The organism is Paenibacillus xylanivorans (assembly GCF_001280595.1).
Classification (GTDB): domain Bacteria; phylum Bacillota; class Bacilli; order Paenibacillales; family Paenibacillaceae; genus Paenibacillus; species Paenibacillus xylanivorans.
Genome location: NZ_LITU01000042.1, coordinates 54,362 through 79,012 on the forward strand (window position 1 = coordinate 54,362; position 24,651 = coordinate 79,012).

Below are 24,651 nucleotides of genomic sequence, written 5' to 3' on the forward strand. Positions count from 1 at the left end.
TGAACTGACGGATGCAGTTGTGCTGGTGGTCTCGGAAGAGACTGGTCAAGCTTCATTCGCCGTGGGTGGGGATCTGCATCCCATCAACGTGGTTGAAACCCTGTCATGATTACATGTTGAGAGACGATTTTTCACCAAATTTACACTGGAGTTCACGAACCTTTTTCCCTGTGAAGAGAGAAAGGTCTTTTTGTTACATCGAGATGTGATTTTGCACAAACTGGGTATTCATGGGTACAATAGAGGATGGAAGACGAACAGAAGAAGGCGAATGGATCGCAAAAATGGTTGGAGGAGACGGTTAACACATGAGTTGGTTTGAAGCAATGGAGCATCACGATTATGAGGAACTGGTACTGTGCCAGGATAGAGCCTCTGGGTTAAAAGCAATTATTGCTATTCACGATACAACACTCGGTCCTGCGCTGGGAGGTACACGGATGTGGACCTATGCTTCGGAGGAAGCTGCCATTGAAGATGCCTTGCGCCTTGCGCGGGGAATGACATATAAACATGCTGTATCCGGACTGAATTTGGGCGGAGGCAAAGCCGTAATAATCGGAGATCCGCGCCGTGACAAAAATGAAGCGATGTTCCGAGCCTTTGGCCGATACATTCAGGGACTGAACGGGCGTTATGTCACCGCAGAGGATGTGGGAACAACTGAAGAAGATATGAATCTGATCTATCAGGAAACCGACTATGTTACAGGCATATCGCCAAGCTACGGCTCCTCCGGTAATCCTTCCCCGGCAACAGCATGGGGTGTATATCAGGGCATGAAGGCCGCGGCGAAGGAAGCATTCGGCACAGATCTGCTGGAAGGCAAAACCGTGGCTGTACAAGGTGTGGGCAACGTGGCGATGCGTCTGTGCAAACATTTGTACGAAGAAGGTGCGCATCTAATTGTTACGGATATCCGTAAGGATTCCGTGAAGCAGGCTGTGGATCAATTCGGTGCTAAGGCGGTAGACCCTGCCGACATTACTGGAGTGGATTGTGATATTTATGCTCCGTGTGCCTTGGGCGGGACAATTAATGATGATACGTTGAAACAGCTCAAGGCCAAGGTTGTGGCAGGCTGTGCCAACAACCAGTTGCTGAAGCCGCGTCATGGTGACAAGCTGCATGAGATGGGGATCGTATACGCACCAGACTACGTGATCAATGCAGGTGGTGTAATCAATATTGCAGATGAGCTGAACGGCTATAATGCGGATCGAGCTTGGAGCAAGGTTGGGGAGATCTACAATAATCTGGAGAAAATCTTCGACACGTCGCGGACCGAAGGCATCGCAACGTATATTGCCGCAGATCGTCTGGCTGAACGCCGGATTGAACTGATGAAGAATACACGCAGCACGTTCCTGCAAAATGGTCATCACGCCCTGAGTTCCCGGAGACTGCGCGGGTAAACGGTGAGGATTTATTGAAACGGATCAGAGTGCGTCATTAAACCTCTGATTGGAAGCTGAAGTGGCCTCAATAGGGCCGGAGCGGGCGAGCAAGCGATAGAGACACCGCAAAAGCGGGTTACCATCTCGTAGACCTTCGTTTCAGCGATATTAGGAGTTGTTCCGCTCGCTTGCGGTTGGCGTAGAGGGCGGAGCGCTAACGAACCTAAGACGTGTTATTGAGGGGTTTGGAGCGTCTGCAGAAGGATAAGGAACCTGAGACGCGCTATATCGGAATTTAATGCCGTTTTTAGCTTTTTTAAGGAGATTCTAGGAAATAACGACTCTGGTGTTCCTTGCGTTTAAAAAAGAGGGATTGGGGGAGCAAATAAGACGTTCTATGTTCCTTAGAAAAAGAGCAGGCTAACGCCTCTTGAACTCTCCTGCCCAAATACTCCAAAAAAGCACAGATAAAAGGCTGGCGTCCGTACGGATGCCAGCCTTCTTTATATATGGGTTCAACCCTACATAAGCGATGAGCAGATATAGGAGAAACGAAATTTTATCTTAAAAAGTAATGCACTTCTGATTCAGCAGCTTCACAAATCGATCCAGCGCACTGCTGACATATCGATCTTCACCCCGGACAAAGGTCGTTGTGGTATGTGTGAATCGTTCGGCCAGATCATATACCGAGAACTCATCCGGTTTCTTATGGATAACGCTGCAAGGCATAATGGTAAAAGCAACTCCTGACTCCACACAGCTAAGCAGGTTATCCATCGTGCTTACTTCAATTATATTACGAGCAGACAAACCTTCTTCCTGCAAATATTCCTCCGTAATTTCACGGTATGGGCAGCCTTTTGGGAAAACGACCCACGAAACCTGACACAGGCTTTCGGGTGGAACGTCCATCCGTTTGGAGATGATATGCACTGTGTCCTGCATCTCATATTCCACTTTCAGACCCTCTTTCACGCAAGCACCACTAATAAAAGCACCATCGATCACATACTCCTGTATTTTCTTGCGCAGCACTTTGGGTGAAGTGGCATTAACAAGTGAGATGGAAACCTCGGGATAGGTCACCTGGTATTCATTGAGAATTTCCATGAATCGGCTGGATGCTGCCGTCTCCACAATCCCGATTTTTAATGTGCCTGAAGGCTCACCGGGATCAGTCATATCCTGCTCCAGATCGTTTAACAGGTCACGAATGCGTGTCGCATATTGAACAAACTGTTCTCCTTTGGAAGTCAGCACCACCCCTTTGGGAAAACGGTTGAACAACTGCACCTGATATTCCTGCTCCAGCTTTTTGATGCGTGTGGTGACGTTGGATTGTGCGTAATTCAATTCTTTGGCGGCCTGTGAGATTTTGCCGGACCTTGCCACCGTGAGAATAATATCGATATCCGAGAGTTCCATGGCTCTGGCCTCCTAAGCTGTAATGAAATGAGGTGTTAGGTATCTCTATGAGAGATACATCTATATATTTCAATCATTTTACGATATATATATGCCGGCTTACAATATCGTTATCAACAGCGCATTTTATAGAGCAATGGAATCATGCAAAATGCTGACAATGGAGAAGGAGTTGTGATGAATAATATGTCTACATTACTGAGCCCGGTGACGATAAACGAATGGCATTTGAGAAACAGACTGGTGATGGCACCCCTTACCCGAGGATTTGCTAATGATCAGGATGGAACCGTGACGGAAGAGATGGTGGCGTATTACGAGCGACGTGCCCGGGATGGCGTGGGGCTGATCATTACAGAGGGCATTAATCCCTCGCTGGCAGGCAAAGGAACCTATGGTATCCCCGGATTATATACGGCTGAACAGACCGCTTCATGGAAGAAGGTAACGAACGCCGTCCATAAACACGGAGGGACCATCATCGCTCAGCTGTGGCATGTGGGCAGACTGTCTCACTCCGATCTGATCGGTACCCCGCCGCAGGCACCTTCAAGTATTCCGGCTCAAGGAAGAGTCCATAAATTGCATAAGCCGTATCAGATACCTCAAGCTATGAGTGTGCAGGATATCCGGGATACCATTCAACAATTTCAAACGGCTGCCCGTAATGCGGTACTGGCTGGATTCGACGGAATTGAGCTGCATGCAGCACATGGTTATCTGATCGACCAGTTTATTAATGAGAAGACGAACCACAGAACAGACGAATACGGAGGCGATATCCAGGGACGACTGCGTTTTCTGAAGGAAATCATCATTGCAGTCCAAAAAGAAATCAGCGTGGATCGCATATCGGTACGATTTTCCGAGAAAAAAGATGATGACCCTTCCTATATCTGGGCAGACAAGGCTGGCATGCTGAACGCCTATCTGAATCTGTTCCGCGAGACAGGCATTACAATCTTGCATCCTTCAACAGATCGATACACCACAGTCTGGACTGGGGAACAGAATTTCCATGAGGTGATTCGGGAGCAGTGGGAAGGCATCATCATTGGCGTAGGGGATCTTGAGGCAATAACAGCAGAGCAGGCTGTGCATGATCGGAGTATTGATTTGGCAGCGTTCGGCAGACCGTTTATCGCCAATCCCGATCTGGTACAAAAATTGCGCACGGGGCAGCAGCTGGTCGAGTACGATGCCAATGCACATCTGTCTGTTTTGGTGTGAGCATATAAGCGTCGAAATACTCAGAAACGAGTTGAATCGAATGATGCAAGATGCTGAAGAAAAAGGGCAGAAGCTGATCCTAAAGATCGCTCTGCCCTTTGTTTACGTGTGGAAGGAAGGTTATGAGGTGCTGACGACGGCAGTTTTCTTTTCCGTTAAATAATATCCGAGTGCCAGCAGAGGCATGATCAGACCAATCAATGTGGTGAGACTCCAACCCCCGTGTGCATACGACCAGCTGCCAAGAGATGATCCAATCGCTCCCCCTACAAAAAAGATCGACATGAAGATCCCGTTTACCCGTCCTCTTGCTTCACTCAACGAATAGATGATGCGCTGTCCCAGCACCAGATTGCCCGAGACTGCCATATCCAGCGTGATGGCAACGATCACAAGCAGAATAAGGGTAGCGGTAGAGTGGCCCTGGAACAAATAGGCAAGCCCAAAAGATGCAACCGCGATGATCATGGCAACTCCAGTTAATATGCGGGTTAACCCTTTATCCGCCCATCTTCCGGCAATCGGTGCTGCGATAGCACCCCCAACACCAGCCAGTGCAAACCAGGCAATTCCCTGCTGGGACATGCCATATTCATTGGCGAGCTGTAAGGGAACTGTAGTCCAGAACAGGCTGAAGGCGCCAAACAAACTGGCCTGATAGAGGGCTCGGCGGCGGAGCAAGGGAAATGTTTTGAGCAGGGTACCTAATGACAGGATTAATTGTCCGTACTTCATCGCAGGTTGTGGCTGACGTGCAGGAAGTGCACGGGACAGAAGCAGTGTCAGCAAAACGATAATGATTGCGGAGAAGACAAAGACCGCTTGCCACCCGAGCAGGCTCGTAATAAAACTTGCGACAGGTCGAGCCAGCATGATGCCCAGTAGCAGACCACTCATCACATTCCCGACGACCCGTCCGCGCTGCTCCTCCGAAGTGAGGTAGGTGGCATAAGGGACCAGAATTTGTGCAACGACTGAGCTGATACCGATAACGAGAGAAGCAGTCAGAAATAATACGGCATGGGAAGAGAAGGCGGCGGCGATCAACCCAACGACCAATATGATGAGGAAAAAAGTTACCAGCCTTTTATTCTCCACAATATCACTAAGCGGTACGATAAACAGCAGCCCAATGACATAACCGATCTGTGTTAACGTCACAATCAATCCAGCAGCAGCAGAGGAAAGCCCTGTTGTAACGCTGATTGGTCCTACGACGGTCTGAGCATAATACAGGTTTGCGGCAACTAGCCCGCATGCCGCAGCCAAAAGTAAAATCAACCAGCTTGGGACGGGCTTAGCCTTCACTTCGTTTTGCATATGCATAATCATCAACCCCCACATGTTCTCAAATTCATTTTCATTAATGCACACGTATATTCAAAATGTTAATTACTAAACGATGCGTTTACTAATCACAAACATATAATATACTAGACGTTCAGTATTGTAAATAGGCGCGGACATTTTTTTTATATTATCAAAGTAAAGTGAGCTTGAAATTGTTTAATTTATCGGTGATTTAGTATAATGAACGTATCGTTTTTATGAAATACAGATGGTTTTGTTATACCAAGGAGGGCTTATGATGACTGCCAAAAGAGGGCGTCCCCGCAATGTGGAAACCCAGAATGCGATTCTTGCAGCTTCCTATGAATTATTACTGGAACACGGCTTCGGAGCGATTACAATCGAAAAAATTGCTGAACGTGCTAAGGTGAGCAAAGCAACGATATATAAATGGTGGCCTAATAAAGGTGCTGTCATTATGGATGGGTACATGTCTGCGGCAACGGCAAGATTGCCTGTACCGGATACAGGATCGGTATTTGAGGATGTGCGCATTCATGCGAGCAATCTGGTTGATTTTTTGATCAGCCGGGAAGGAAAAGTGATCACACAAATTGTCGGAGAGGGACAGTCTGATCCAGGGCTTGCAGAAGAATACCGAACTAGATACATTCAGCCTCGTCGGCGCGAAGCGTGGGGAATTTTTGAAAAAGGTGTAGAACGGGGAGAGTTGAAAAAGGATTGTGACATCGGACTGTGCATAGACCTCGTCTATGGAGCGATGTTCTATCGCATGCTGGTGACTGGCGAACCGTTAGATACTGAATTCGTGCAGCGTGCGTTGATTTCATTGTTTGAAGGCATTAAGTCTTAATCATAGTGAAAGGCATCTTGGGGGAGGGATAGGGCGATTCGCAAGAATCACCCTGGATGCAAAAACTTGTGGATGAATGGGGAGTACGTGAAGAACTGAGAACTATACCTGGAAGATCGGTGAGATGGCTGGGGGCCATGAATCGGAAGAATGTGAAGTGGAAGAGGAAAAGGGAAGTGACTGGTTCAAGAGCGGGGGTTCGTTCCATATGAAACTGGGGATTTCGCGTCGTAACACAGGCGCTACATCCTGGGCAAAGCGTTCTACCTGCTCCAGCTGCTCGGTATGGCTTAGTCCATCCACGCTAATGCTCAGCACCTGATGTCCATATGCGGCATGGTAATTCAGGATCTTCTCAATGACCTGCTCCGGACTACCAATCAGTACAGGCCCATGCGCAATGTTATCCTCCAGGTCCTTAAAGGGTGACTGGTTGTGCTGCGCAGCGGCTGTAGCATGAAACGCCTCATAATAAGGCGTATAACGACGGATGGCCTCTTCGCGTGTATTCGCGAGGTATAGGCTGCCTGCACCTGAGCCAACCACCGCTCGGTTGGCATCATGACCATAATAATCGAGACGCTCTCGGTAATGGTCAATTAACGCTTTGTATTTTGCCTGCGGGTGGAAGGAATTGGAGCTAAATATCGGTTCGCCATACTTAGCTGCAAGCTCGGTAGAGCGGGTGCTCGATGCGCTGCCATGCCAGATCGGAATGGATTGCTGGAGCGGTCTCGGCTGAGTGGTAACCTCTTGAAGGGGAGGGCGATACGTTCCCTGCCAGGTTACATTCTCTTCAGTCCACAGTCGTTTCAGCAGTTCGTAGCGCTCACCGAGTGAATCCCATTGTTCCTCTTCGCTAATGCCAAACAGGGGATAGTGCCGAGGGTCATTGCCTTTCCCGATGATCATCTCCAGCCGTCCGCCCGATAATTGATCCAGCGTGGCATAATCCTCGGCAACCCGTACCGGATCAAGTATACTAAGAACAGTGACCGTTGTTAGCAACCGGATACGTGAAGTCGCAGCAGCGACGGCGGTCAGCACGACGGGAGGTGAGGAAGACAGAAAAGGTGCACCATGCCGCTCACCAATCCCATATGCATCGAATCCCAGCCGTTCGGCCAGTTTGGCTTGTTCCAAAATATTGTGGAACTTCTGTTGTGTTGTTAGTGATTCACCGGTTATGGCATTTGGAAGATTCATCATGAGACTAAATAGGGCAAATTTCATCTAACCATCCCCTCGGATTGGATTGGAAAAGCACCTGGGTTGTCTAATCCTATGGAAATAGTAGGATATTCAAGCTAAAACTAACTTTACCATGTTGCCACGTATTCTTCTAATGGATTTTTTCTATAAGGCGGATTAAAGCCACTCAATTCCTGTACATATGGGCAGAAAATTGCCACGATTTTTATTGACCGCTGTAAAATTTAGGATTAAAATTGTGCATATCATATAAATTCAAATTTATGGATTTTCATTGTGGAGGTGGGAGACATGGAACCTACAACTACGATACGCTCCTTTATTGAGGACTACATCAGGAAACAGGGCTATACCCTGCAATACTTTGCCGATATATCGGGTGTGAACGCTGGAACGTTAAGTGCGATCATCAAAGGGACGCGGCCAATCGCCATGGCTCAACTGGATCTGATTACCAAAGGCATGAAGCTGGAAGAAGGTCATTTCTACGAAATTTACGGCGCTGAGTGTTTTGTGGAGTCTGCACCACATTGGAGAAGACTGGAACCTTTTCTGCAACGATGCGCCGAGCTGGACAAGCTCGAATGTATTCAGAGGGTAATCCAGCAAGTGACGGATGATCGATCCTATATTTCCGAATTGTTCGAGATGGCAGAAAGCATGCTTGAGCGAGGACAAAAGAAAGCGGCCCGCATGTTATATGAATGCGTTGCGGAGTGTGAGAAGTACCAACACTCGGAACGTCTCGCATTGTGTCAGTATCGTATTTTCACACTATCTCTGGGTCAGGATCAGCATGAAAATCTCAGGGCAGCCGTGCACTTCGAGCCATATATTAATAGGCTGGATGAAGAACGGCAGCTGGATGCGATAAGGGAATTGGCTAATTTATATGCTAGCTTAAATTATTGGGATAAAGTATTCCAGCTAGCTGACGAACTGTTGCAACGAGTTAAATTTTTGGAACAATATAAAAATAAGAAAAAAGGAATAGATAATATTTCGATTTCCAAGCACCCATTATTTACTTATAAATATTATGCTTATTTGATTATGGCTACGGTATGGAGTGAACGTAAAGACTACGAAAAAGCACTAAAGTATATTTCTCTCTATTCAAATATAGTTATTGAAGAACCTACTTCAGAAGAGCAACTTTTTATAAAACGATTCAAAGATTGGGCTGAAGTGAATACTTACTCGTGCAAATTAATGATGGGGGACATGGATGCACTTAACTCCTATCTCGATTTTATAGAAGTTAATGAAAATGAAACTCTTCTAGGCCTTGTTAAAGTTATAGAAGCAGCAAATCTGTATCATTTAAATATTGATCACGCTCTTAGAAGATTCGATATGCTCATTCACAAGTTTTTCAATGAACTTAATTATCAAAGCAGTTATAGTACAATAATAAAGAACAAACAATATACTAATTTTTGGGGCAAATTAGCCTTATACCAGCTAACTAAAGGGAGATACCAAGAAGGATTCAGGAACTTGATTAATTGTTTAACGATTGCCCAGAAGATCAAAGATGACTCTACTGTAATATATTGTGTAGGTTTATTTGAAGAATACAGATGTCATGCTTCTGAATCAATAGAGTCCCAATATAAAGATATTGTAAAGGAGGCTTATGGTCGATATGAGAAAAAAGGCAATGTTGGCATTGGCATTAACGTTGTTTAGTTCCTTTATTTTGTTACAAAGTTCTACAGATGGTATAGATATCATAATAAAGCTATTCAGCGAGCACGGTATTGGGGGATACTAAGGCAGCTAAAGTTTATAATATATTGTTGGTAAGCGTGCTGTTTCCTATTTGGAGATGGGACGTTTTTTTATTGTATTATACATTGACCGATGTAAAATACAGGATTAAAATAACATTTATTATATCAAATAGAATTATAAGTTATTCGAGTGATGGAGGTGAGACAGTGGAATCGGTACGTAAAGTAAGAGGACATATTGAGAAATATATGAGAGAAAAAGATCTCAAGTTGCAGCATTTTTCCGATATTACAGGAATTAACGTTGGAACATTAAGTGCCATTCTTAAAGGTAGCAGACCGATGTCTATGAACCAACTGAATCAGATCACTTCTGCAATGGGATTAGAGAAAGGTTATTTTTATGAAAGTTACGGGGTGGAATCCTTCATTGAATCTGCGCCCCACTGGAGACGTTTGGAACCCTACCTATACGGGTGTGCTGAACTTGGTAAGCTGGATTGTATACAACAAGTTATTACTCATGTGACGGACGATCGATCTTATATAGAAGAGTTATTTGATGTGGCTGAAAGTTTTTTTGCTAGAGGATTAAAAGAAGCAGCTCGTATTTTATATGAATGTGTGGCGGACAGTGAGAAATATCAACACTCGGAGCGGTTGGCCTTATGCCAGTACCGCATCTTCCTGCTTCATAAAACAATGAATAAATTCAATAACCTGAATGCCGCATTAAAGTTTGAACCTTTTATCGAAAAATTGAATGAGGAAGTACAACTGGATGCGATTAAAGATTTAGCTAACTTGTATGGTGCAATAAATTTATGGGATAAGGTCTTTCAGTTAGCTGATGAACTACTCCGAAAAGCTGATTTTCAAGTTCAGCTTCAATCTAAAAGACGGAAAAGAAAACTAAGAACAGCCTCATATCCTTTGTTTACTTATAAAGCTTATGCTAATTTGCTCATGGCAAATGTGCTTGAAGAACGCAAGCAATATAGACAAGCTTTGGAGAAGACAGATATTTATGAGAATATAGTGGATGAAGTTAGCGATCCAACCAAAGAAGAACAAGAATTAATACAACGGTTCAAAGGATGGGCTGAAGGAAATCGATATTTATACAAAATACTATCAGGTGATTTCGAAGTCTTGAATCATTATCTGGATTACTTAGATAATAATCATGAAGAAATTTCAACAGCATTCACATACATTGTCCAGGCGGCTAATCAATACTCTTTAAATATTGACCATGCATTAAATAGATTCAAAGAACAGATTAACGAACTTAGAACAGAAGAATATGTGAGGGGAATATATAACGAACAGACATCAAATTTTAGATATATACGCTTATTCTACGAATTAGCAAAATACAGATTAAATCAAAACCAGATTGATCAAGGGATTGATCATCTAATCACCAGTCTCCAACGGTGTGTCTCAAGTAATGATGACATGATGTGTATCAAATGCATAGATTTATACGGAAAATACAGAAATCGTGCCAGTAAGACCCAAGAAGAGCTGTATACAAAACTAATAGATAATTTAAGTGTACCAACTTTTCGATAATGAAATATCTGGGGAGGGACAATAAAGATAATGTCCAAAATACGTTTCTATATTGAATATCACTTAAAGGATAAGGGATATAAACTACAGCAATTTTCAGAAATCGCTGACATTAATGTAGGTACATTAAGTGCTATCATCAAAGGAACCAGGCTTATTTCAATGAATCAACTAGACCAAATCACATCAGCAATGGATTTGGCACAGGGTTATTTTTACGAAATGTATGGTGTGGAATGTTTTATTGAGTCTGCACCCCATTGGAGAAGATTGGAACCGTTTATATATCGTTGCGCTGAGCTTGGCAAGCTGGAGTCGATTAGAGCAGTTGTTAGTCAAGTAACGGATGATCATTCATACATTGATGAGTTATTTGAAGTAGCTGAGGATTTATATAAAAGAGGATTGAAGCAGGCAGCACTTATCTTGTATGAATGTGTGTCTGAATGCGAAAAATATCAGCACTCTGAACGGTTGGCTATGTGCAAATATCGTATATTTCTTATTAGTATGGGATATGACCAAAAAGAGAATCGAAGAATCATTTCACAATTTGAACCTTTTATAGGGCGAGTAGATCAGGACTATCAACTGGATGCAATTAAGGATTTGGCGAATGCTTACTGGGGCGTTCATGAGTGGAATAAAATGTTTGATTTATCTCAAGAACTTGAACGACGAGCTGATCTATCTATGAAACAAAGGAAAAAACGTGTAACCAAAGCACAATACCCGTTTTTCATTTATAAGGCTTACGCCAATTTACTTATTGCAAATTATTATGATTATACTAAAAATTACAGGGAAGCCTTACGATACACTGATGTGTATGAGAAAATTATTGAGAATCAAGCAAAACATTTTGTGGACTATGAAGTCATTCATAAATTTAGAGAATGGGCGAAATTCAACAAATGTTTGTATAATGTCATGATGGGAAGAAAAGAGGTCATCCCTGAATACATCACTTACATTGAACATAGTGAAGAGGAAATTCTCCCTGCAATGGTCAAAATCCTTCAATCCGCAAATAGATATCAATATGATATAGATGAGGTGTTGATTAGATTTAAAGCTCAAATCGATGCTAAATTCAGTGACGTACGTTCACAAGGAAGATATACTGTACAAAGTTGGCATTGTCGAAGAGTGGTGCTATTTTACGAATTGGCCTTTTACTACTTTAACAAGAAGAGGTTTGAACTCGGAGCTGTTTCTCTGTTAATAAGTTTTGAGTTAAGTATCTTTGTCAAAGATGACGTTCTGATCTCAAAATGTGTAAATCTCTATGGGCAGTTTAAGGAGTATTTATCTAATCAAGTTCATGAAAAATATAATATATTAATAGATGATATTTATATAGAAGCGAGTTTATAGTTTAGCCTACTGCAATCAGTAGGCTATTTTTTATTTTTTATTCCTTGAAAAGATAGAGCGCAATGCCTTTTTCTAAAGAAAAATTTTTACAAAATTATGCAAAATATATTATGTTCTTAAAAGCACTTGTAGTCACTAGCAAAACTAAATAGCTTAGTCATAATGAGTATTTTCCAGAATGTCTTAGAGGGGTACATGCTATGAGAAAACGGAGTGTCTTGAAAGACCAGATCGAGCAAGGTCGGCAAGAGTTAAGTCGCTTGGTAGATCAATATGGAATCCCGAGTGTGAAAGTGCTTGAGCAGTCTATGGCGTTGGATGAGCTAATTAATGAATATAATCGATTTACCACAGAAATGAATATGAATATTGAAAAGTGAAATACAATACACATACCAGATTTAAGACAATTCCGAAAGGATATTAAATGTTACTGATGACAAAAAAACGTTGTATTCATTGGTAAAGGAAGAACTAAAGTTTCCTGCAGAGAACATATAATTAGGAATCGAAACCGAACATGTGAGATTGCTTTTATTTATAGGTTTTTATTCATAAGAAGAGTTTTTTAGTATTTTTTGCAAAATATTATAAGATTTTATTGGGGGTCAATTATAATCAATTTCAGTTTTATAAAAAGATTGACGGCTTTTTCTGGAAACGGAGGTAATCGATATTTAGATGCGTAATTTTTGAAGTGTTGCTGGTTGATCTTTAACGTTTTTCAGTCCAAAAAAAAGGAGAATTCCAAAATGAAAAAAAATTCATTCTTAAAAATGTTGTCTGTGGCTGTTATGAGTACAGGATTGGCATTGGGTAGTGTTGCTCCAACATTCGCAGCGGAGAACGTGGAAATTCCGGATACTTCAATTATTGGTTCTGAATCATATGTAGCCCCAGTGCCGGGGGCAAATAACGATGGATTTTCAACATTTGCGACAATTTCAACTCATTCATGGCTGAAAAGCTATAAAAATTTGTATGGAATTACAGTTGCAACTCAAGAAGCGTTTGCTCAATGGACTTGGGATGACGGTAAAATAACAAACTTCGGTAATTTGTGGCAAAATAATTCTACTGCCCCGCTCTACGGCTTCAAAGACGAAGAGAACAAATGGAATTATAAATATACTTCAACGGGTCAAACAAACCAAGGCGTATTGTTTGAGAGCGGAATTCCTACACCATGGGGTCACGCAGGAGGATCAGAATTTACAAGTCGTATTCTAATTAATGTTTCTTCGACTGGTAGCTCAACTGCTCAATAAGTTAGAAAACATATGAAAAACACAAATACTTGGATGGGTATATAATGACCTTGTCCAAGTATTTGTTGGTATAAAGGATGAGAGTCGAAAGGAGCTAATATGAACAGAATTCTGAAAGTAGATAACTTGAAGATCAAATTTAAAAATGATCTGATACTAAATAATATTTCACTTTCTCTCAATGCTGGTGATGTTTATGCATTGGTCGGAATCAATGGTTCTGGCAAAACTACTTTATTATCCAGCCTAGCTGGACTCCTCTCACCAACCTCAGGAAATATTTTTATTGAAGAGAAATTAAATCAATTTAACCAAACGAGTATGTCATTCCAACCCACTTCTTTCTACGCACATTTAACGGGTAACGATAATGTGCGATTATTATCCCCTGATCCCCAAAGAGCATTGAATATATTAAAAAAACTAGATCTGACTACATCACAAATAATGAAAAAGAAAGTGAAGACGCTGTCTTTTGGTCAGAAACAACGACTAGGAATAGCTATTGCTCTTTCGAAGAATGCGAAAGTTTACCTTTTGGATGAACCAACAAATGGACTCGATATTTATTCCTATAATAAGTTGGTTGAAGTAATTCATGAAATGTCAAATCAAGGATGTTGTTTTGTTATAGCGAGTCATGAGTGGGATGTAATAGAAAAATGCTGTAATAGACTTGGGATGATTATTAATGGACGAATTGAAAAAGAATTAGATATATCTGATTATAATAATGATGTGCAACCAAAATTAATTCAAATAAAAGTAAATGCAGAATTTAGCACGAATGAACTTTTGGAACTTGATGAAGTACGAAATGCAAACAGGTTAGATCGTTTTTCTTGGCAAATTACGCTTAATCAAAATTGTACATTTGAGTCTTTTCAAGATTCATTACGCCAAAAAAATGTTTCTATTAACGAATGGATCACTTTGAATCATGTACAAGAATGGGAATCTATTTACAATCAGCTTATAGAGGAGGGAAATAATGATTAAATCATATACGAATGAATGCATTAAGCTTATTAAACACCCGTTCAGTATATGGTCAACTGTGATCTTCCTAGTATTTGTTATATACACATATTTAAGTGTCGGTTCAAACTTTCAAAACTCATTCCAAGCGTTTATGGATAATAGTGGATATTCCGTGGAGCAAACATATCAATTTATCAGTGGTTCAGATCCTTCCAGCAGTTCTTTATCCGCGATGTTATTTATTTTAAGTTCTAAAATGGCAATAGCCTATTCGCTGGCTTCTGTAAATGCCCTAGGACCGATAGTAATCTCTATCATTGGTGCGCTGATATTTGGAATAGAATACCGTAGCTTTACGCTCAGACAATTATGGGTTCAAGGCTTGACGCGTTTAGAAGTGCTGCTTACAAAAGTTATGGCTATATTTACATTTATACTTTTGTTTATGTTGATGACAATACTTGTAGGCATTATGTTTAGCTTTGTCACTCCAGTTGTTTTTAATCTTCCGATGGATTTAGTAAACTCGAAAATAATAACGATTAAAGATTATTCTCCACAAATTTTAGGTTCTATAATAAGTCTATTATTGTGGGGGATGTTTGCAGGTTGCATCACCGTTTTGAGCAAAAGTTTAATGGCGGGGATCATCGTTGGTTTTATCTACCCAACCATTGAATCATCAGTGTTCCATAGTTGGTCTGTAGGACAGTATTTACCTTTATTCATTCAGAAATCAATGCTTCCTATTTTATTTAGAGATACTGCTTATGGAGGAATTGTATCATTCTACGATATGCCTGACATATATTCTGTAACTACAAGCATGCTGTTTACCTTAGCGTATACAATGTTTTTCCTGCTAGTAACATGGATTGCTTTAAAGAAACAAAGGACTCTCATGCCATAGAAGTCTTTTAAACCGCCACATTCTTAAATTAGTATTAATTAGCCATTTTTAAGATAGGCTCTTTTTTTGAACAATTTTTTGGCCCAATCTAGAAATTAGTGGTTGAATTCTTCAAATTATTAAATATCGTCGATTGCGTTCGACTAAAATACCTGCTTTGTAACACACCCAAGTACGAGTGAAGTAGTGCCGACGCTGGTAAGCTTTAATCAGTTTATGCTTTCCTTCCATTGTGGCATTCGTAAAACAACAAGTGATGGTAATCCACGATCTCCTCTTGGCTGTTTCGCATGGTTTTCAATGTGTTGCGGACGGCAGGGTGCTCAATGGTTTCGCCTTACTCCAGCCAGCGTTTGAATCCCAAGTGAGCTACATGAATGTTGGGAGAGTAGTTATACCACTCAGAGAAAGATTCTTTCAATTCCCAGACTCTGCGTCACAACGGAGAGAAGGTGAGTAGGCTTTCTAATTGAGCTTTGCTCTGTTCAGAAAGCAGATCCATGGGTGGATTCAGCGATCGATAATGGCTTTTCGGGATGGCTTTGGCCCGGGGAGATAACCTGTGTTGAATCGATTTTAGAATCTCCTAAACACTCTCGATGACATAACCATGAACATGGAACCGATTTGTAATTCGAATCGTCTGGGGGAAACGTTCGGAATGAGAGAATGTCTTACGCCTATCCTGATTCTGTGATTCGATTCCTGAATTATCATACTATTAACAATCTCCAAAGACCTAGTGTTACTTATAAAACAACTCATACTAACTCAAAATAAAAGGAAGTGATTTCTAGTTTTGAGATCATTATTTATGACGACATAAATTAAATCACGGAGATCAAATCGGGCGCTCTAATTTTTAAAGTGACTCGTAGTAATTCCACGTGGAAAATAGCATCTGCTGAGATTATACGTAATATGGAATAGACTGAGATGATATTTCCGTTAATTGAGTTCTGAGGCTCCCCTTTCAGACTACCTTAATTCAACTCCAATGATAACCTCCCGTCAAGGGATGGTTATCAGAGCTTGATTAATAAAGTGATAAAAATTCAGTTCTTAAATTCTTCGACCAAACATTTCTGAACACCATATGTAGACATGATCTTAATATCTTTGCGCACATATTGTAGCGATGAGAATGTTTCATATCTCTATGCAAAATGCTTGATGTTGAAAGTATCCCTCTGTAAACAAACATTTTATTTTGCAAAGGAATAAAATATGAATTTTTTGGCAATGTATCCTAAAATGTTTTAAAAAGAGGGGGTGCATGCTGTGAGAGAACCGAAGCAGATCAGAGACCAAATCGAACAGAACAGGCATGAGTTAAGTCGTTTGGCGCAGAATCATGGCATGCAAGACTACAAAGTCCTTCAACAGTCGATGGTATTGGACGAGCTTATTAATGAATATAATCGTTTTAAATATAAGAAGCACTTTATGAAAAGACAGCCGATTGCATAATGCAGTCGGTTTTTTTATGCATAAGCAAGTTAACGAGCGAGTGAGTGGAATTCACTCACAGCGTATCTTTTAATACACTTTCATCGTTTACCCCATAGAGCGTCAGAGTCTGGACACCATTCTGGATTCTTTATCACGGTATATGGAGGGTATGAAATGAGTAAAAAAATATTGATTCTTGGAGGCACCCGCTTTTTTGGTAAAAGACTTGTGGAGCATTGGGCAGCTCAGGAGAGCGTCGAAGTTACAGTAGCGAGCAGAAGAAACATCACATCTTCATTTGGCTCCGAGGTCAGCCATATTATTCTCGATAGGGAAAATGAAGCATCATTGAGTCATGTTGCGGAATTGGAACAGTGGGATGTGGTGTATGATCAAATCTGCTATTCTGCAGAAGCGGCTCTGGCGGCTACGAACGTCTTTGAAGGCAGAGTAAAACGTTACATCCTAACTTCAAGCTTATCTGTCTATGATGCAGGTACACAGGGAGACGAAGGCTTTCATGAAGAGGACTATGACCCATACACTTATCCCATTCGATATGCAGGAGATGAAGAGGTTTCTTATCAGGAAGGCAAAAGACAAGCGGAGGCTGTATTGATACAAAAGGCAACTTTTCCTGTAGCGACTGTTCGTTTTCCGATTGTTCTGGGTATGGATGATTATAGGAGACGATTACATTTTCATATAGAGCATGTACAACAGGGACTGCCTATCGGTTTACCTAACCCGGAAGCGAATATTGGATTCATTCACTCTTCGGAAGCAGCACGTTTCCTGGCTTGGCTGGGGAATGCTGAGATCAACGGGCCTGTTAATGCGGCGTCCAGTGGAACGATATCGATCAATGAACTGATTGGGAACATTGAAGATGCTGTGGGGAAAAGGGGTATCATTCGACCTGAGGCAGAGAAGGAGCACTCTTCACCTTTTGGCATCACATCGTCCTGGTACATGAATACAGGGAAAGCGGCCGAGGCGGGATTTGCATTTGACTCACTGGTAGAATGGTTTCCTCGTCTGGTTCAGCAGATTAGTCTAACAGAATAGTTCAAGAAGAGTAGTCGACTGTAGCTATACAGTCGGCTTTTTTGTGTTTCCTCGAAGTCGGTGCTTCAATCTTGAAATTCCGTACCAATCCCATGGTTGGCAGGATAGCCAACGATCATGGAAACTGGATATGATGAACCCCAGTTATATCCAGATTGATCTGTGAGGGGAGCTCATACAATGATCGGGAGAGGGAGGGATGAACGGAAATGATGGACAAGGTACAGGGTTATTTCGGAAGAAACATGAATCTGCGCACCAAGCTGCTCCTGTTGTTCTTGGCGCTGACTTTGCTGCCACTAAGCTTGCAGGGAGTAGTGAACTACTTGCATTTCTCGCAGACGATTGATCGCAAGACGGAGCAGTTCACCATTGATATTGTCCGCCAGATTAATACCAACCTGAATCGACTGCTGAAAGACTTCGAACGTTTGTCGCTCTTGCCGCTCTACGATCAGATGGTGCTCGGTATTCTGGGCAAATACAATGCTCCGATGGGATCGGGTACATGGGCGAGGTCCGATGACTATCTGAAAATGAAGCTTTACACGTCCGGTCAAGCCTACGACCGACCGGAAATCCGTGGCATCCATCTGATCAGCAACAGCGGCATTCTATTCTCTAATCTGGATTCGTTAGTGGTCAAGCCGGTATGGGACAGCAGACCAGATCATTGGTTTGCAGAGCTTGACGGTTCGGAAGGGGAATGGCGTCTGCTTCCTCCACACAAACCCAGCTATTACACAGGCAGTCAGGAAGAGCCATATATATCAGTTGCTCGTGAGATTCGTGACCCGGGTACACTCCAGCGACTGGGCTACATTCTTATCGACATCCGGCTGGAAGCCTTCGGCCAGCTCTTATCCAATCTGAATTTTGAGCAAAATGCGAGCCTGATGATTGTCGACAGCAAGCAGCGTCTCCTGTTCGAACGCACCTCAACCGGAGGTCTGTCTGCATACGACCAACTGTTAACGCATGGCCAGCTTCAAGACTACGCAGGAAACCAAAAGGTTGTCCTTGAAGGGAAGCCCTATCTCTACGTACAGCACCATTCCAGCTATTCAGGACTTTCGGTGATCAGCCTTACACCTATTGCCGTTATTCAGAAAGAGTCGGGCGAGATGCTCACGTTTACGCTCGGATTCGCTGTGTTATGTATGGCGGCCGTAGCGATTCTCGCGGTTCTCTTATCCTATCGTATAACGAGGCCGCTGATTCGACTGAAGCACAATATGATTCGGGTGGAGCAGGGGGACTTTAGCCAGCGCGTAGCGCATTTCAGCAATGATGAGTTCGGGCAGATTAGCCGGGGCTTTAACCGGATGATGGAAGAGATCGATCGACTGTTCAATGAGGTATTACTGCTCGGTATTCAAGAGCGGGAAGCAGAGTTGTCGGCGTTGCAAAGCCAGATCAATCCCCATTTTATATACAACACATTGGAATCCATCAACATGATGGCAGTCCGCCAGAAGCACGCTGAGGTGTCTGATATGGTGACGGCGCTTGGTAAGCTGCTGCGCTATACAATTGATAAGGTGGACCGGAGGGTTCCGCTTCAGGAAGAATTAGCTTTTATACAATCCTATGTACGCATTCAACAGGTACGTTATGACGGCAAGCTACAGGTAATCTATGACATCGACGAAGCTGTGACGGGGTGTTTGATTCCCAAGCTGGTATTGCAACCTCTGGTGGAGAATGCGGTCTACCATGGAATCGAAGGGCAGGCGGATGGCGGGGTGATCTGGGTATCTGCATTGAAATTTGATGATGAGCTGCTGATTATTGTGCGTGACAATGGCAAAGGCATGGCTCAGGTAGAGATTGATGCATTAAATGAATCCATGGCTCGGAAGCCTTCCAATGAGGCATTGCGCTGTCATGCCGGGGACAGGCTGGGACTTAACAATATCGCCCAAAGGCTCCGACTCATGTATGGAGAAGGCGGCAGCCTAAGCGTCGATGGCAGTCCCGGGCAGGGGCTGGCTGTTACGATATCCATTCAACTTCAACCGAAAGGGGAATGAAGCCATGTATAAAGTATTGCTGGTGGAGGATGAAACGGTCATCCGTCAGGGGCTGAGAGAGCTGATTGTACAGGCGGCTCCTCAGTTTCAGGTAACAGGTGAAGCTTCGAGCGGAGCCGAGGCACTGGATTTTCTGAGATGTGAAGTGCCGGATGTGTTGATCACAGATATTCGCATGCGTGAAATGGACGGGTTGACACTGGTATCCAAAGCAAGAGATATGTACCCTGAACTGCTGATGATGATCATTAGCGGCTACGGGGAGTTTGAATATGCACGCAGGGCGATGCAGTACGGGGTGTTGAACTATCTGCTGAAGCCGATTGAACGTCATGAACTGGCATTATGCATCCAAAAAATTCAATTGCTGCTGGATCGCAGGTACGGTATTTCAACCCTTCCAATCACGGAGTTATCTGGGAAAGAGGAGCACGCTGGCGGAGATACGCGGAAGATTATCCGAGATGTGAAGGAGCACATCAAGCAGCATCCCGATGGGGATCTGCGACTTCAGACCATAGCAGGTCTAGTGAACCTGAATCCCACCTATTTAAGCCAGCTGTTCAAGAATGAAACAGGGACCAATTACTCCGAATACATCGTTCAGGCACGTATGGAGCGGGCCAAGTGGCTGCTGATCAACACGGGTCTCAAAATCTATGACGTAGCGCGGTTATCCGGGCATCAGAGTCCCAAGCACTTCATGCTGGTATTCAAGCAGCAGGTTGGATCGACAGCAGGGGAATATCGTGACCGATTCAGTATTTCTTGAAAAACCATACCATTTCTGTAATTGACGTGATTTATTGGCGGTCGATACCTTCGTTATACTTTGGTTGCACATCTATACCACTAAGTCCTTAAGGGGGATTTTCATGAAAAAAGCAGCACTGATGCTTATGCTCGTATTCATGATTTTTGCTTTAATCGGATGCACAAGCTCCAGCTCAGGCACTGATCCTGGAAATGGAGCCTCAGAGAATGGAGAAATTGAGCTGAAGTTCATGATGTGGGGCAATCAGGCACATATGGATGTATACAAGAAGCTGATCGATGGCTTCACGCAGGAAAATCCGGGCATTAAGGTAACGATGGAATCCGTGCCCTTCGCGGAATACCAGCAAAAAATATCTGTGCTTGCCGCTGGCGGCTCTCTCCCGGATATTGCCTGGGTATCGGAGCGGATGGTGCCACAATTCAAATCCAATCACATCCTGGCCGATGTATCCGAGTTCAAGGATGATGCACAGTTTAAGCTGGATGATTATATTCCAAGCACGCTGGATTTGTTCCGTGATGGTGATCAGCTGCTAGGGTTACCTTTTTCCACACCTCCGGTGGTCATGTTCTACAACAAAACGCTGTTCGACAAAGCCGGCCTGACCAATCCCAACACATTAGCCACTCAAGGGCAGTGGACATGGGAACAGTTCGAGGAGTCCGCCAAGGCGATTACGAGCAAGGAGGCTACCAACCGAATCTATGGCGCCAACTTTTTTCGAGATTGGAAGACCTGGGCTGTGCTTTCCTCCTATTCCTGGTCTAATGGCAGCGGTCCATTCGACGAAGGCATGACGAAGTTCACCTGGAACGACGCCTATGGCGTACAGACCTTTGAACTGCTGGAGCGCATGATGTTCACTGATGAATCGCATCCAAAAGCGGGCGAGCAAGTCAGCTTTGATGCTGGCAATGTGGGCATGTTCTTCGATAACTACAGCTATGTCTCCAAAGCAAGGGAGATTACGGATTTTGAATGGAGCATCGCTCCCATGCCTTCCGGTTCACAGGGCAGTGTACCGATGCTGGGGCAGGCTGGATATGCCATGTTCAACGACAGCAAACATCCGGAGGAAACCAAAAAGCTGTTGAAGTATTTTGCCAGTGAGCAGGGCATTCAGGCGACAGCCACCTACTTTGTGCCTCCGCGGACCTCTGTTCTGAACTCCGATGCGTTCATTAATCAGCCGAATAATCCAAGCAAGGAGCATATTGTGCAGGCGGTGATTGATGAAATGCCGAAAGCGCGCTTGATTCCCGGCCATATCCGCTGGCAGGATATCGACAATGCGGTGTTGCAGGGATTTGACCGCCTGTTCGCCCGTTCAGCGAAAGCCGAGGATAATCTGAAACAAATGCAGGAAGAGGTCCAAAGCGTGCTGCAACAATAAATCTTTTATAGAAATTGGAGGGTAGGATGATGGGCAAATTCAAGGAATTGCTTGATCGGAAATCGCTGTCACTTGTGGTCAGCTTACCCGAGAACGATCTGTCTTTGGCCCGTGCGGCAATCGAAGAGGGCGCTGATGCACTAAAGGTGCATTATAATGTCGGTCATCGCGCCAGCGGGAACCAATTTGGTCCACTGGACAACTATGCCGAGGTATTTCAGGCGATCCGTAGCGAGTTTAGCGGCCCGATGGGCGTTGTACCGTCCGGCAGTATTGATGGAGCAAGGCGGGAGGACGTGGAGCGCCTCTCCGGCCTGGGTTTGGACTTTTATTCCATCTACGCACATCACTTGCCTTCCTTCATGCTGGATGATCTGGGGCTGGACCCAACGTTTGCGATCAATGACGAATATGAACCTTGCCTTGTCACGTCAGCGGTGCATTACGGCTTCACCGCCCTGGAGGCATCCATTGTGTCCGGAAAGGAATATGGCACACCACTAAGCTTCGCGGATGTGCTCAAGTATCGCCGTCTGGTTTTGCAGGCGCAGATTCCGGTATTGGTTCCTTCTCAGCGTAAGCTCGTGCCGGAGGATGTTCGGGTGCTGCACGATACCGGGGTCAAGGCGATCATGCTTGGAGCGGTTGTAACAGGCAGGGCAGAGGAACAGCTGCGAAGGGCTGTTAGCGGCTTCCGTAATGCGGTGGATAGATTGGATTAGGCAAGAAGCTGATGAAAAAGGGAGGAGGGCCTGACTGTGACCCATTCACGCAAGCGTACAGGAAGAGGTCCGCTCGCCAGAGAGGCCCAGATCGCGGGGTGGCTGTTCGTATCACCGATGGTGCTCGGATTTACCCTGCTGCTGCTGTTTCCCATGGGTTTGGCGCTATACATGAGCCTGACCGACTGGCCGCTGCTGGGGGAGCATCATTTTATTGGACTGGAAAATTACCGGAATGTGATGACAGACGCTATGTTCTGGAAGGTGCTTGCCAATACGGTCTATTTCACTGCGGGGCTTGTACCGCTGAATATTGTGCTCGCCCTGATGCTCGCATTGCTGCTATCCAGAAGTTTGCGCGGCATCGGGATTTTCCGCACAGCCATCTTCGTTCCAGTCATGACCTCGCTGATTGTATGGTCCATCGTATGGAAGCTGATGTATGCAACGGAGTCGGGACTGATCAATCAGCTTCTGTTGATGATGGGCATCAAGGGTCCGGCCTGGCTCTACAATCAGGACCTGGCGATGCCGGCGGTTATTGTGACGAGTGTATTGAAGAATGTGGGTCTGAATATGGTTCTGTTCATTGCAGCCATTCAGCAGGTGCCGCGTTCATTGTACGAAGCGGCAACATTGGACGGTGCGGGCAGAAGGGGAACTTTCTTTAACGTCACGCTGCCCATGATTACGCCAACGGTGTTTCTAACTATGGTAATGACCGTGATTGGCTCGCTCAAGGTGTTTGGACAAATCTATGTCATGACACAGGGCGGGCCGAGCAACAGCACGAAGGTATTGGTCTATTATATTTGGGAAAAAGCGTTCAAATTATTTCAATTCGGCTACGCTTCCGCGTTGGCGTATGTGCTGTTCTTTATCGTGCTAATCCTGACGCTGCTGCAATGGCAGCTTCGAAAGAGGTGGGTATTCAATGAAGGCGATGCCTAGTTCTTCGTTTCGCAAGACAGGTAGTGCCCTTGGTACGTACTTGTTGCTGACACTGATCTCGCTGATCATGCTTGTTCCATTTATCTGGATGATATCGACGTCATTCAAGGAACCTCAGAGCATATTTACCTATCCACCACAGTGGATACCGGATACCTTCCGAGTTCAGAACTACATCGATGTCTTTCGATTGATTCCGTTTCATCGTTTTTATTTTAACAGTGTATATATTGCTGCTGTGGTTGTGCTGGGTACGGTGTTCTTTGCATCTCTCGCCGGGTACGCATTTGCCAAAATTCCGTTCAAGGGACGTAATGTGGTATTTCTCATCCTGCTGAGTGCGATGATGATTCCCCATGAGGTGACGGCAATTCCCATGTTTCTGTTTATGCGTCAGCTGGGGTGGATTGATACACATCTTCCGCTGATTTTACTGCCAATCTTTGGGGCGGGTGGTGTGTTTGGCATCTTTGTGATGCGGCAGTTCTTCATTACGGTGCCGACCGAGCTGGAGGAAGCAGCGATGATTGACGGCTGCAACCGATTCCGGATCTATGCGCGAATTATGCTCCCGATTGCCAAGCCCGGTATGGCTACGCTGACGATCTTTACTTTTGTGACGATCTGGAATGAGTTTTTCGATCCATTGATTTTCATTAACTCGAGAGAACTGATGACGCTGCCGCTTGGGTTATCCCTATTCACGGATGAAGTGGGTACAGCCTGGCAATATCTGATGAGTGCCACCGTCATGGCGACCCTGCCGCTGCTGATTGTCTTTTTCCTGGCACAACGGCGCTTTATTGAGGGAGTTGCCATGACCGGACTGAAAGAGTAGTCCATGCAATAGAACGGAAGGAGTGATATCACTTGAGTGAACGGATGAGTATGAAAAAGGAAGAAGCGGAAGTGGTTATTGTAGGAGGGGGCCCGGCGGGCATAGCAGCAGCTATCGCTGCTGGACGGCAGGGTG

The 24,651-nt window shown here is 44.1% G+C and carries 21 protein-coding genes; 18 read left to right on the forward strand and 3 right to left on the reverse strand.

What is annotated here, in order from left to right; translation table 11 throughout:
• Positions 1-308: 308 nt before the first annotated feature.
• Positions 309-1,415, forward strand: a complete 1,107-nt coding sequence (locus AMS66_RS06810; protein ID WP_053780074.1) for a Glu/Leu/Phe/Val family dehydrogenase — start codon at positions 309-311, stop codon at positions 1,413-1,415.
• A 546-nt stretch (positions 1,416-1,961) separates the two neighbouring features.
• Here the strand turns inward: AMS66_RS06810 and AMS66_RS06815 are convergent.
• Entirely contained in the window at positions 1,962-2,825 is an 864-nt protein-coding gene (locus AMS66_RS06815; protein WP_053780075.1) for a LysR family transcriptional regulator, read from the reverse strand.
• 186 nt (positions 2,826-3,011) lie between these two features.
• Here AMS66_RS06815 and AMS66_RS06820 point away from each other — a divergent pair, with 186 nt between their 5' ends.
• Positions 3,012-4,055 carry an alkene reductase gene (locus AMS66_RS06820; protein WP_236703254.1) on the forward strand — a complete coding sequence of 348 codons (1,044 nt, stop codon included), beginning with the start codon at positions 3,012-3,014 and terminating at the stop codon, positions 4,053-4,055.
• Between the two features lie 120 nt (positions 4,056-4,175).
• Here the strand turns inward: AMS66_RS06820 and AMS66_RS06825 are convergent, their stop codons facing one another.
• Entirely contained in the window at positions 4,176-5,375 is a 1,200-nt protein-coding gene (locus AMS66_RS06825; RefSeq protein ID WP_407944526.1) for an MFS transporter, read from the reverse strand.
• Positions 5,376-5,643: 268 nt separating this feature from the next.
• On the opposite strand from AMS66_RS06825, the gene AMS66_RS06830 reads away from it, so the two are divergent.
• On the forward strand, positions 5,644-6,219 hold the full coding sequence (locus tag AMS66_RS06830) for a TetR/AcrR family transcriptional regulator (protein ID WP_053780077.1): 576 nt from the start codon (positions 5,644-5,646) through the stop codon (positions 6,217-6,219).
• Positions 6,220-6,321: 102 nt separating this feature from the next.
• Here the strand turns inward: AMS66_RS06830 and AMS66_RS06835 are convergent, their stop codons facing one another.
• Positions 6,322-7,452, reverse strand: coding sequence for an LLM class flavin-dependent oxidoreductase (locus tag AMS66_RS06835; RefSeq protein ID WP_053780078.1), 1,131 nt, complete (start codon positions 7,450-7,452; stop codon positions 6,322-6,324).
• Between the two features lie 270 nt (positions 7,453-7,722).
• On the opposite strand from AMS66_RS06835, the gene AMS66_RS06840 reads away from it, so the two are divergent.
• The 15 genes from AMS66_RS06840 (at position 7,723) to AMS66_RS06910 (ending at position 24,516) form a co-directional block, all read left to right on the forward strand.
• On the forward strand, positions 7,723-9,123 hold the full coding sequence (locus tag AMS66_RS06840) for a helix-turn-helix domain-containing protein (RefSeq protein ID WP_053780079.1): 1,401 nt from the start codon (positions 7,723-7,725) through the stop codon (positions 9,121-9,123).
• A gap of 251 nt (positions 9,124-9,374) precedes the next feature.
• Positions 9,375-10,745, forward strand: a complete 1,371-nt coding sequence (locus AMS66_RS06845; RefSeq protein ID WP_053780080.1) for a helix-turn-helix domain-containing protein — start codon at positions 9,375-9,377, stop codon at positions 10,743-10,745.
• Positions 10,746-10,775: 30 nt separating this feature from the next.
• Positions 10,776-12,122: a helix-turn-helix domain-containing protein gene (locus AMS66_RS06850; protein WP_053780081.1), complete on the forward strand. Its 1,347-nt coding sequence runs from the start codon at positions 10,776-10,778 to the stop codon at positions 12,120-12,122.
• Positions 12,123-12,322: 200 nt separating this feature from the next.
• The gene (locus tag AMS66_RS06855; protein ID WP_053780082.1) at positions 12,323-12,502 is read left to right on the forward strand and encodes an aspartyl-phosphate phosphatase Spo0E family protein; all 180 of its coding nucleotides are present in this window, start codon (positions 12,323-12,325) and stop codon (positions 12,500-12,502) included.
• Between the two features lie 372 nt (positions 12,503-12,874).
• Positions 12,875-13,390 carry a hypothetical protein gene (locus AMS66_RS06860; protein WP_053780083.1) on the forward strand — a complete coding sequence of 172 codons (516 nt, stop codon included), beginning with the start codon at positions 12,875-12,877 and terminating at the stop codon, positions 13,388-13,390.
• Between the two features lie 99 nt (positions 13,391-13,489).
• Positions 13,490-14,389 carry an ATP-binding cassette domain-containing protein gene (locus AMS66_RS06865; RefSeq protein WP_053780084.1) on the forward strand — a complete coding sequence of 300 codons (900 nt, stop codon included), beginning with the start codon at positions 13,490-13,492 and terminating at the stop codon, positions 14,387-14,389.
• A complete protein-coding gene (locus AMS66_RS06870; protein WP_053780085.1) occupies positions 14,382-15,281 on the forward strand; it encodes an ABC-2 transporter permease in 900 nt (299 codons plus the stop codon). The genes AMS66_RS06865 and AMS66_RS06870 overlap by 8 nt, the downstream gene beginning before the upstream one ends.
• Before the next feature lie 1,281 nt (positions 15,282-16,562).
• The gene (locus AMS66_RS06875; RefSeq protein WP_053780086.1) at positions 16,563-16,751 is read left to right on the forward strand and encodes an aspartyl-phosphate phosphatase Spo0E family protein; all 189 of its coding nucleotides are present in this window, start codon (positions 16,563-16,565) and stop codon (positions 16,749-16,751) included.
• A 156-nt stretch (positions 16,752-16,907) separates the two neighbouring features.
• Positions 16,908-17,801, forward strand: a complete 894-nt coding sequence (locus AMS66_RS06880; protein WP_053780087.1) for an NAD-dependent epimerase/dehydratase family protein — start codon at positions 16,908-16,910, stop codon at positions 17,799-17,801.
• A 209-nt stretch (positions 17,802-18,010) separates the two neighbouring features.
• Entirely contained in the window at positions 18,011-19,834 is a 1,824-nt protein-coding gene (locus AMS66_RS06885; RefSeq protein ID WP_053780088.1) for a cache domain-containing sensor histidine kinase, read from the forward strand.
• 4 nt (positions 19,835-19,838) lie between these two features.
• Positions 19,839-20,606, forward strand: coding sequence for a response regulator transcription factor (locus AMS66_RS06890; RefSeq protein WP_053780089.1), 768 nt, complete (start codon positions 19,839-19,841; stop codon positions 20,604-20,606).
• A 103-nt stretch (positions 20,607-20,709) separates the two neighbouring features.
• Positions 20,710-22,005: an ABC transporter substrate-binding protein gene (locus AMS66_RS06895; protein WP_053780090.1), complete on the forward strand. Its 1,296-nt coding sequence runs from the start codon at positions 20,710-20,712 to the stop codon at positions 22,003-22,005.
• 26 nt (positions 22,006-22,031) lie between these two features.
• Entirely contained in the window at positions 22,032-22,727 is a 696-nt protein-coding gene (locus tag AMS66_RS06900; RefSeq protein WP_053780091.1) for a beta/alpha barrel domain-containing protein, read from the forward strand.
• A gap of 36 nt (positions 22,728-22,763) precedes the next feature.
• Positions 22,764-23,678: a carbohydrate ABC transporter permease gene (locus tag AMS66_RS06905; RefSeq protein WP_053780092.1), complete on the forward strand. Its 915-nt coding sequence runs from the start codon at positions 22,764-22,766 to the stop codon at positions 23,676-23,678.
• Entirely contained in the window at positions 23,671-24,516 is an 846-nt protein-coding gene (locus tag AMS66_RS06910; RefSeq protein ID WP_053780117.1) for a carbohydrate ABC transporter permease, read from the forward strand. Before AMS66_RS06905 ends, AMS66_RS06910 begins: the two co-directional genes overlap by 8 nt.
• Positions 24,517-24,651 lie beyond the last annotated feature (135 nt).

Bases quoted from the DNA above. Each gene is read 5' to 3' on its own strand.
- AMS66_RS06885 (WP_053780088.1), top strand. From the start codon at position 18,011: ATGATGGACAAGGTACAGGGTTATTTCGGAAGAAACATGAATCTGCGC.
- AMS66_RS06855 (WP_053780082.1), top strand. From the start codon at position 12,323: ATGAGAAAACGGAGTGTCTTGAAAGACCAGATCGAGCAAGGTCGGCAA.
- AMS66_RS06895 (WP_053780090.1), top strand. From the start codon at position 20,710: ATGAAAAAAGCAGCACTGATGCTTATGCTCGTATTCATGATTTTTGCT.
- AMS66_RS06840 (WP_053780079.1), top strand. From the start codon at position 7,723: ATGGAACCTACAACTACGATACGCTCCTTTATTGAGGACTACATCAGG.
- AMS66_RS06900 (WP_053780091.1), top strand. From the start codon at position 22,032: ATGATGGGCAAATTCAAGGAATTGCTTGATCGGAAATCGCTGTCACTT.
- AMS66_RS06880 (WP_053780087.1), top strand. From the start codon at position 16,908: ATGAGTAAAAAAATATTGATTCTTGGAGGCACCCGCTTTTTTGGTAAA.
- AMS66_RS06810 (WP_053780074.1), top strand. From the start codon at position 309: ATGAGTTGGTTTGAAGCAATGGAGCATCACGATTATGAGGAACTGGTA.
- AMS66_RS06820 (WP_236703254.1), top strand. From the start codon at position 3,012: ATGTCTACATTACTGAGCCCGGTGACGATAAACGAATGGCATTTGAGA.
- AMS66_RS06910 (WP_053780117.1), top strand. From the start codon at position 23,671: ATGCCTAGTTCTTCGTTTCGCAAGACAGGTAGTGCCCTTGGTACGTAC.
- AMS66_RS06825 (WP_407944526.1), bottom strand. From the start codon at position 5,375: ATGCAAAACGAAGTGAAGGCTAAGCCCGTCCCAAGCTGGTTGATTTTA.
- AMS66_RS06835 (WP_053780078.1), bottom strand. From the start codon at position 7,452: ATGAAATTTGCCCTATTTAGTCTCATGATGAATCTTCCAAATGCCATA.
- AMS66_RS06830 (WP_053780077.1), top strand. From the start codon at position 5,644: ATGACTGCCAAAAGAGGGCGTCCCCGCAATGTGGAAACCCAGAATGCG.
- AMS66_RS06865 (WP_053780084.1), top strand. From the start codon at position 13,490: ATGAACAGAATTCTGAAAGTAGATAACTTGAAGATCAAATTTAAAAAT.
- AMS66_RS06890 (WP_053780089.1), top strand. From the start codon at position 19,839: ATGTATAAAGTATTGCTGGTGGAGGATGAAACGGTCATCCGTCAGGGG.
- AMS66_RS06850 (WP_053780081.1), top strand. From the start codon at position 10,776: ATGTCCAAAATACGTTTCTATATTGAATATCACTTAAAGGATAAGGGA.
- AMS66_RS06870 (WP_053780085.1), top strand. From the start codon at position 14,382: ATGATTAAATCATATACGAATGAATGCATTAAGCTTATTAAACACCCG.
- AMS66_RS06860 (WP_053780083.1), top strand. From the start codon at position 12,875: ATGAAAAAAAATTCATTCTTAAAAATGTTGTCTGTGGCTGTTATGAGT.
- AMS66_RS06815 (WP_053780075.1), bottom strand. From the start codon at position 2,825: ATGGAACTCTCGGATATCGATATTATTCTCACGGTGGCAAGGTCCGGC.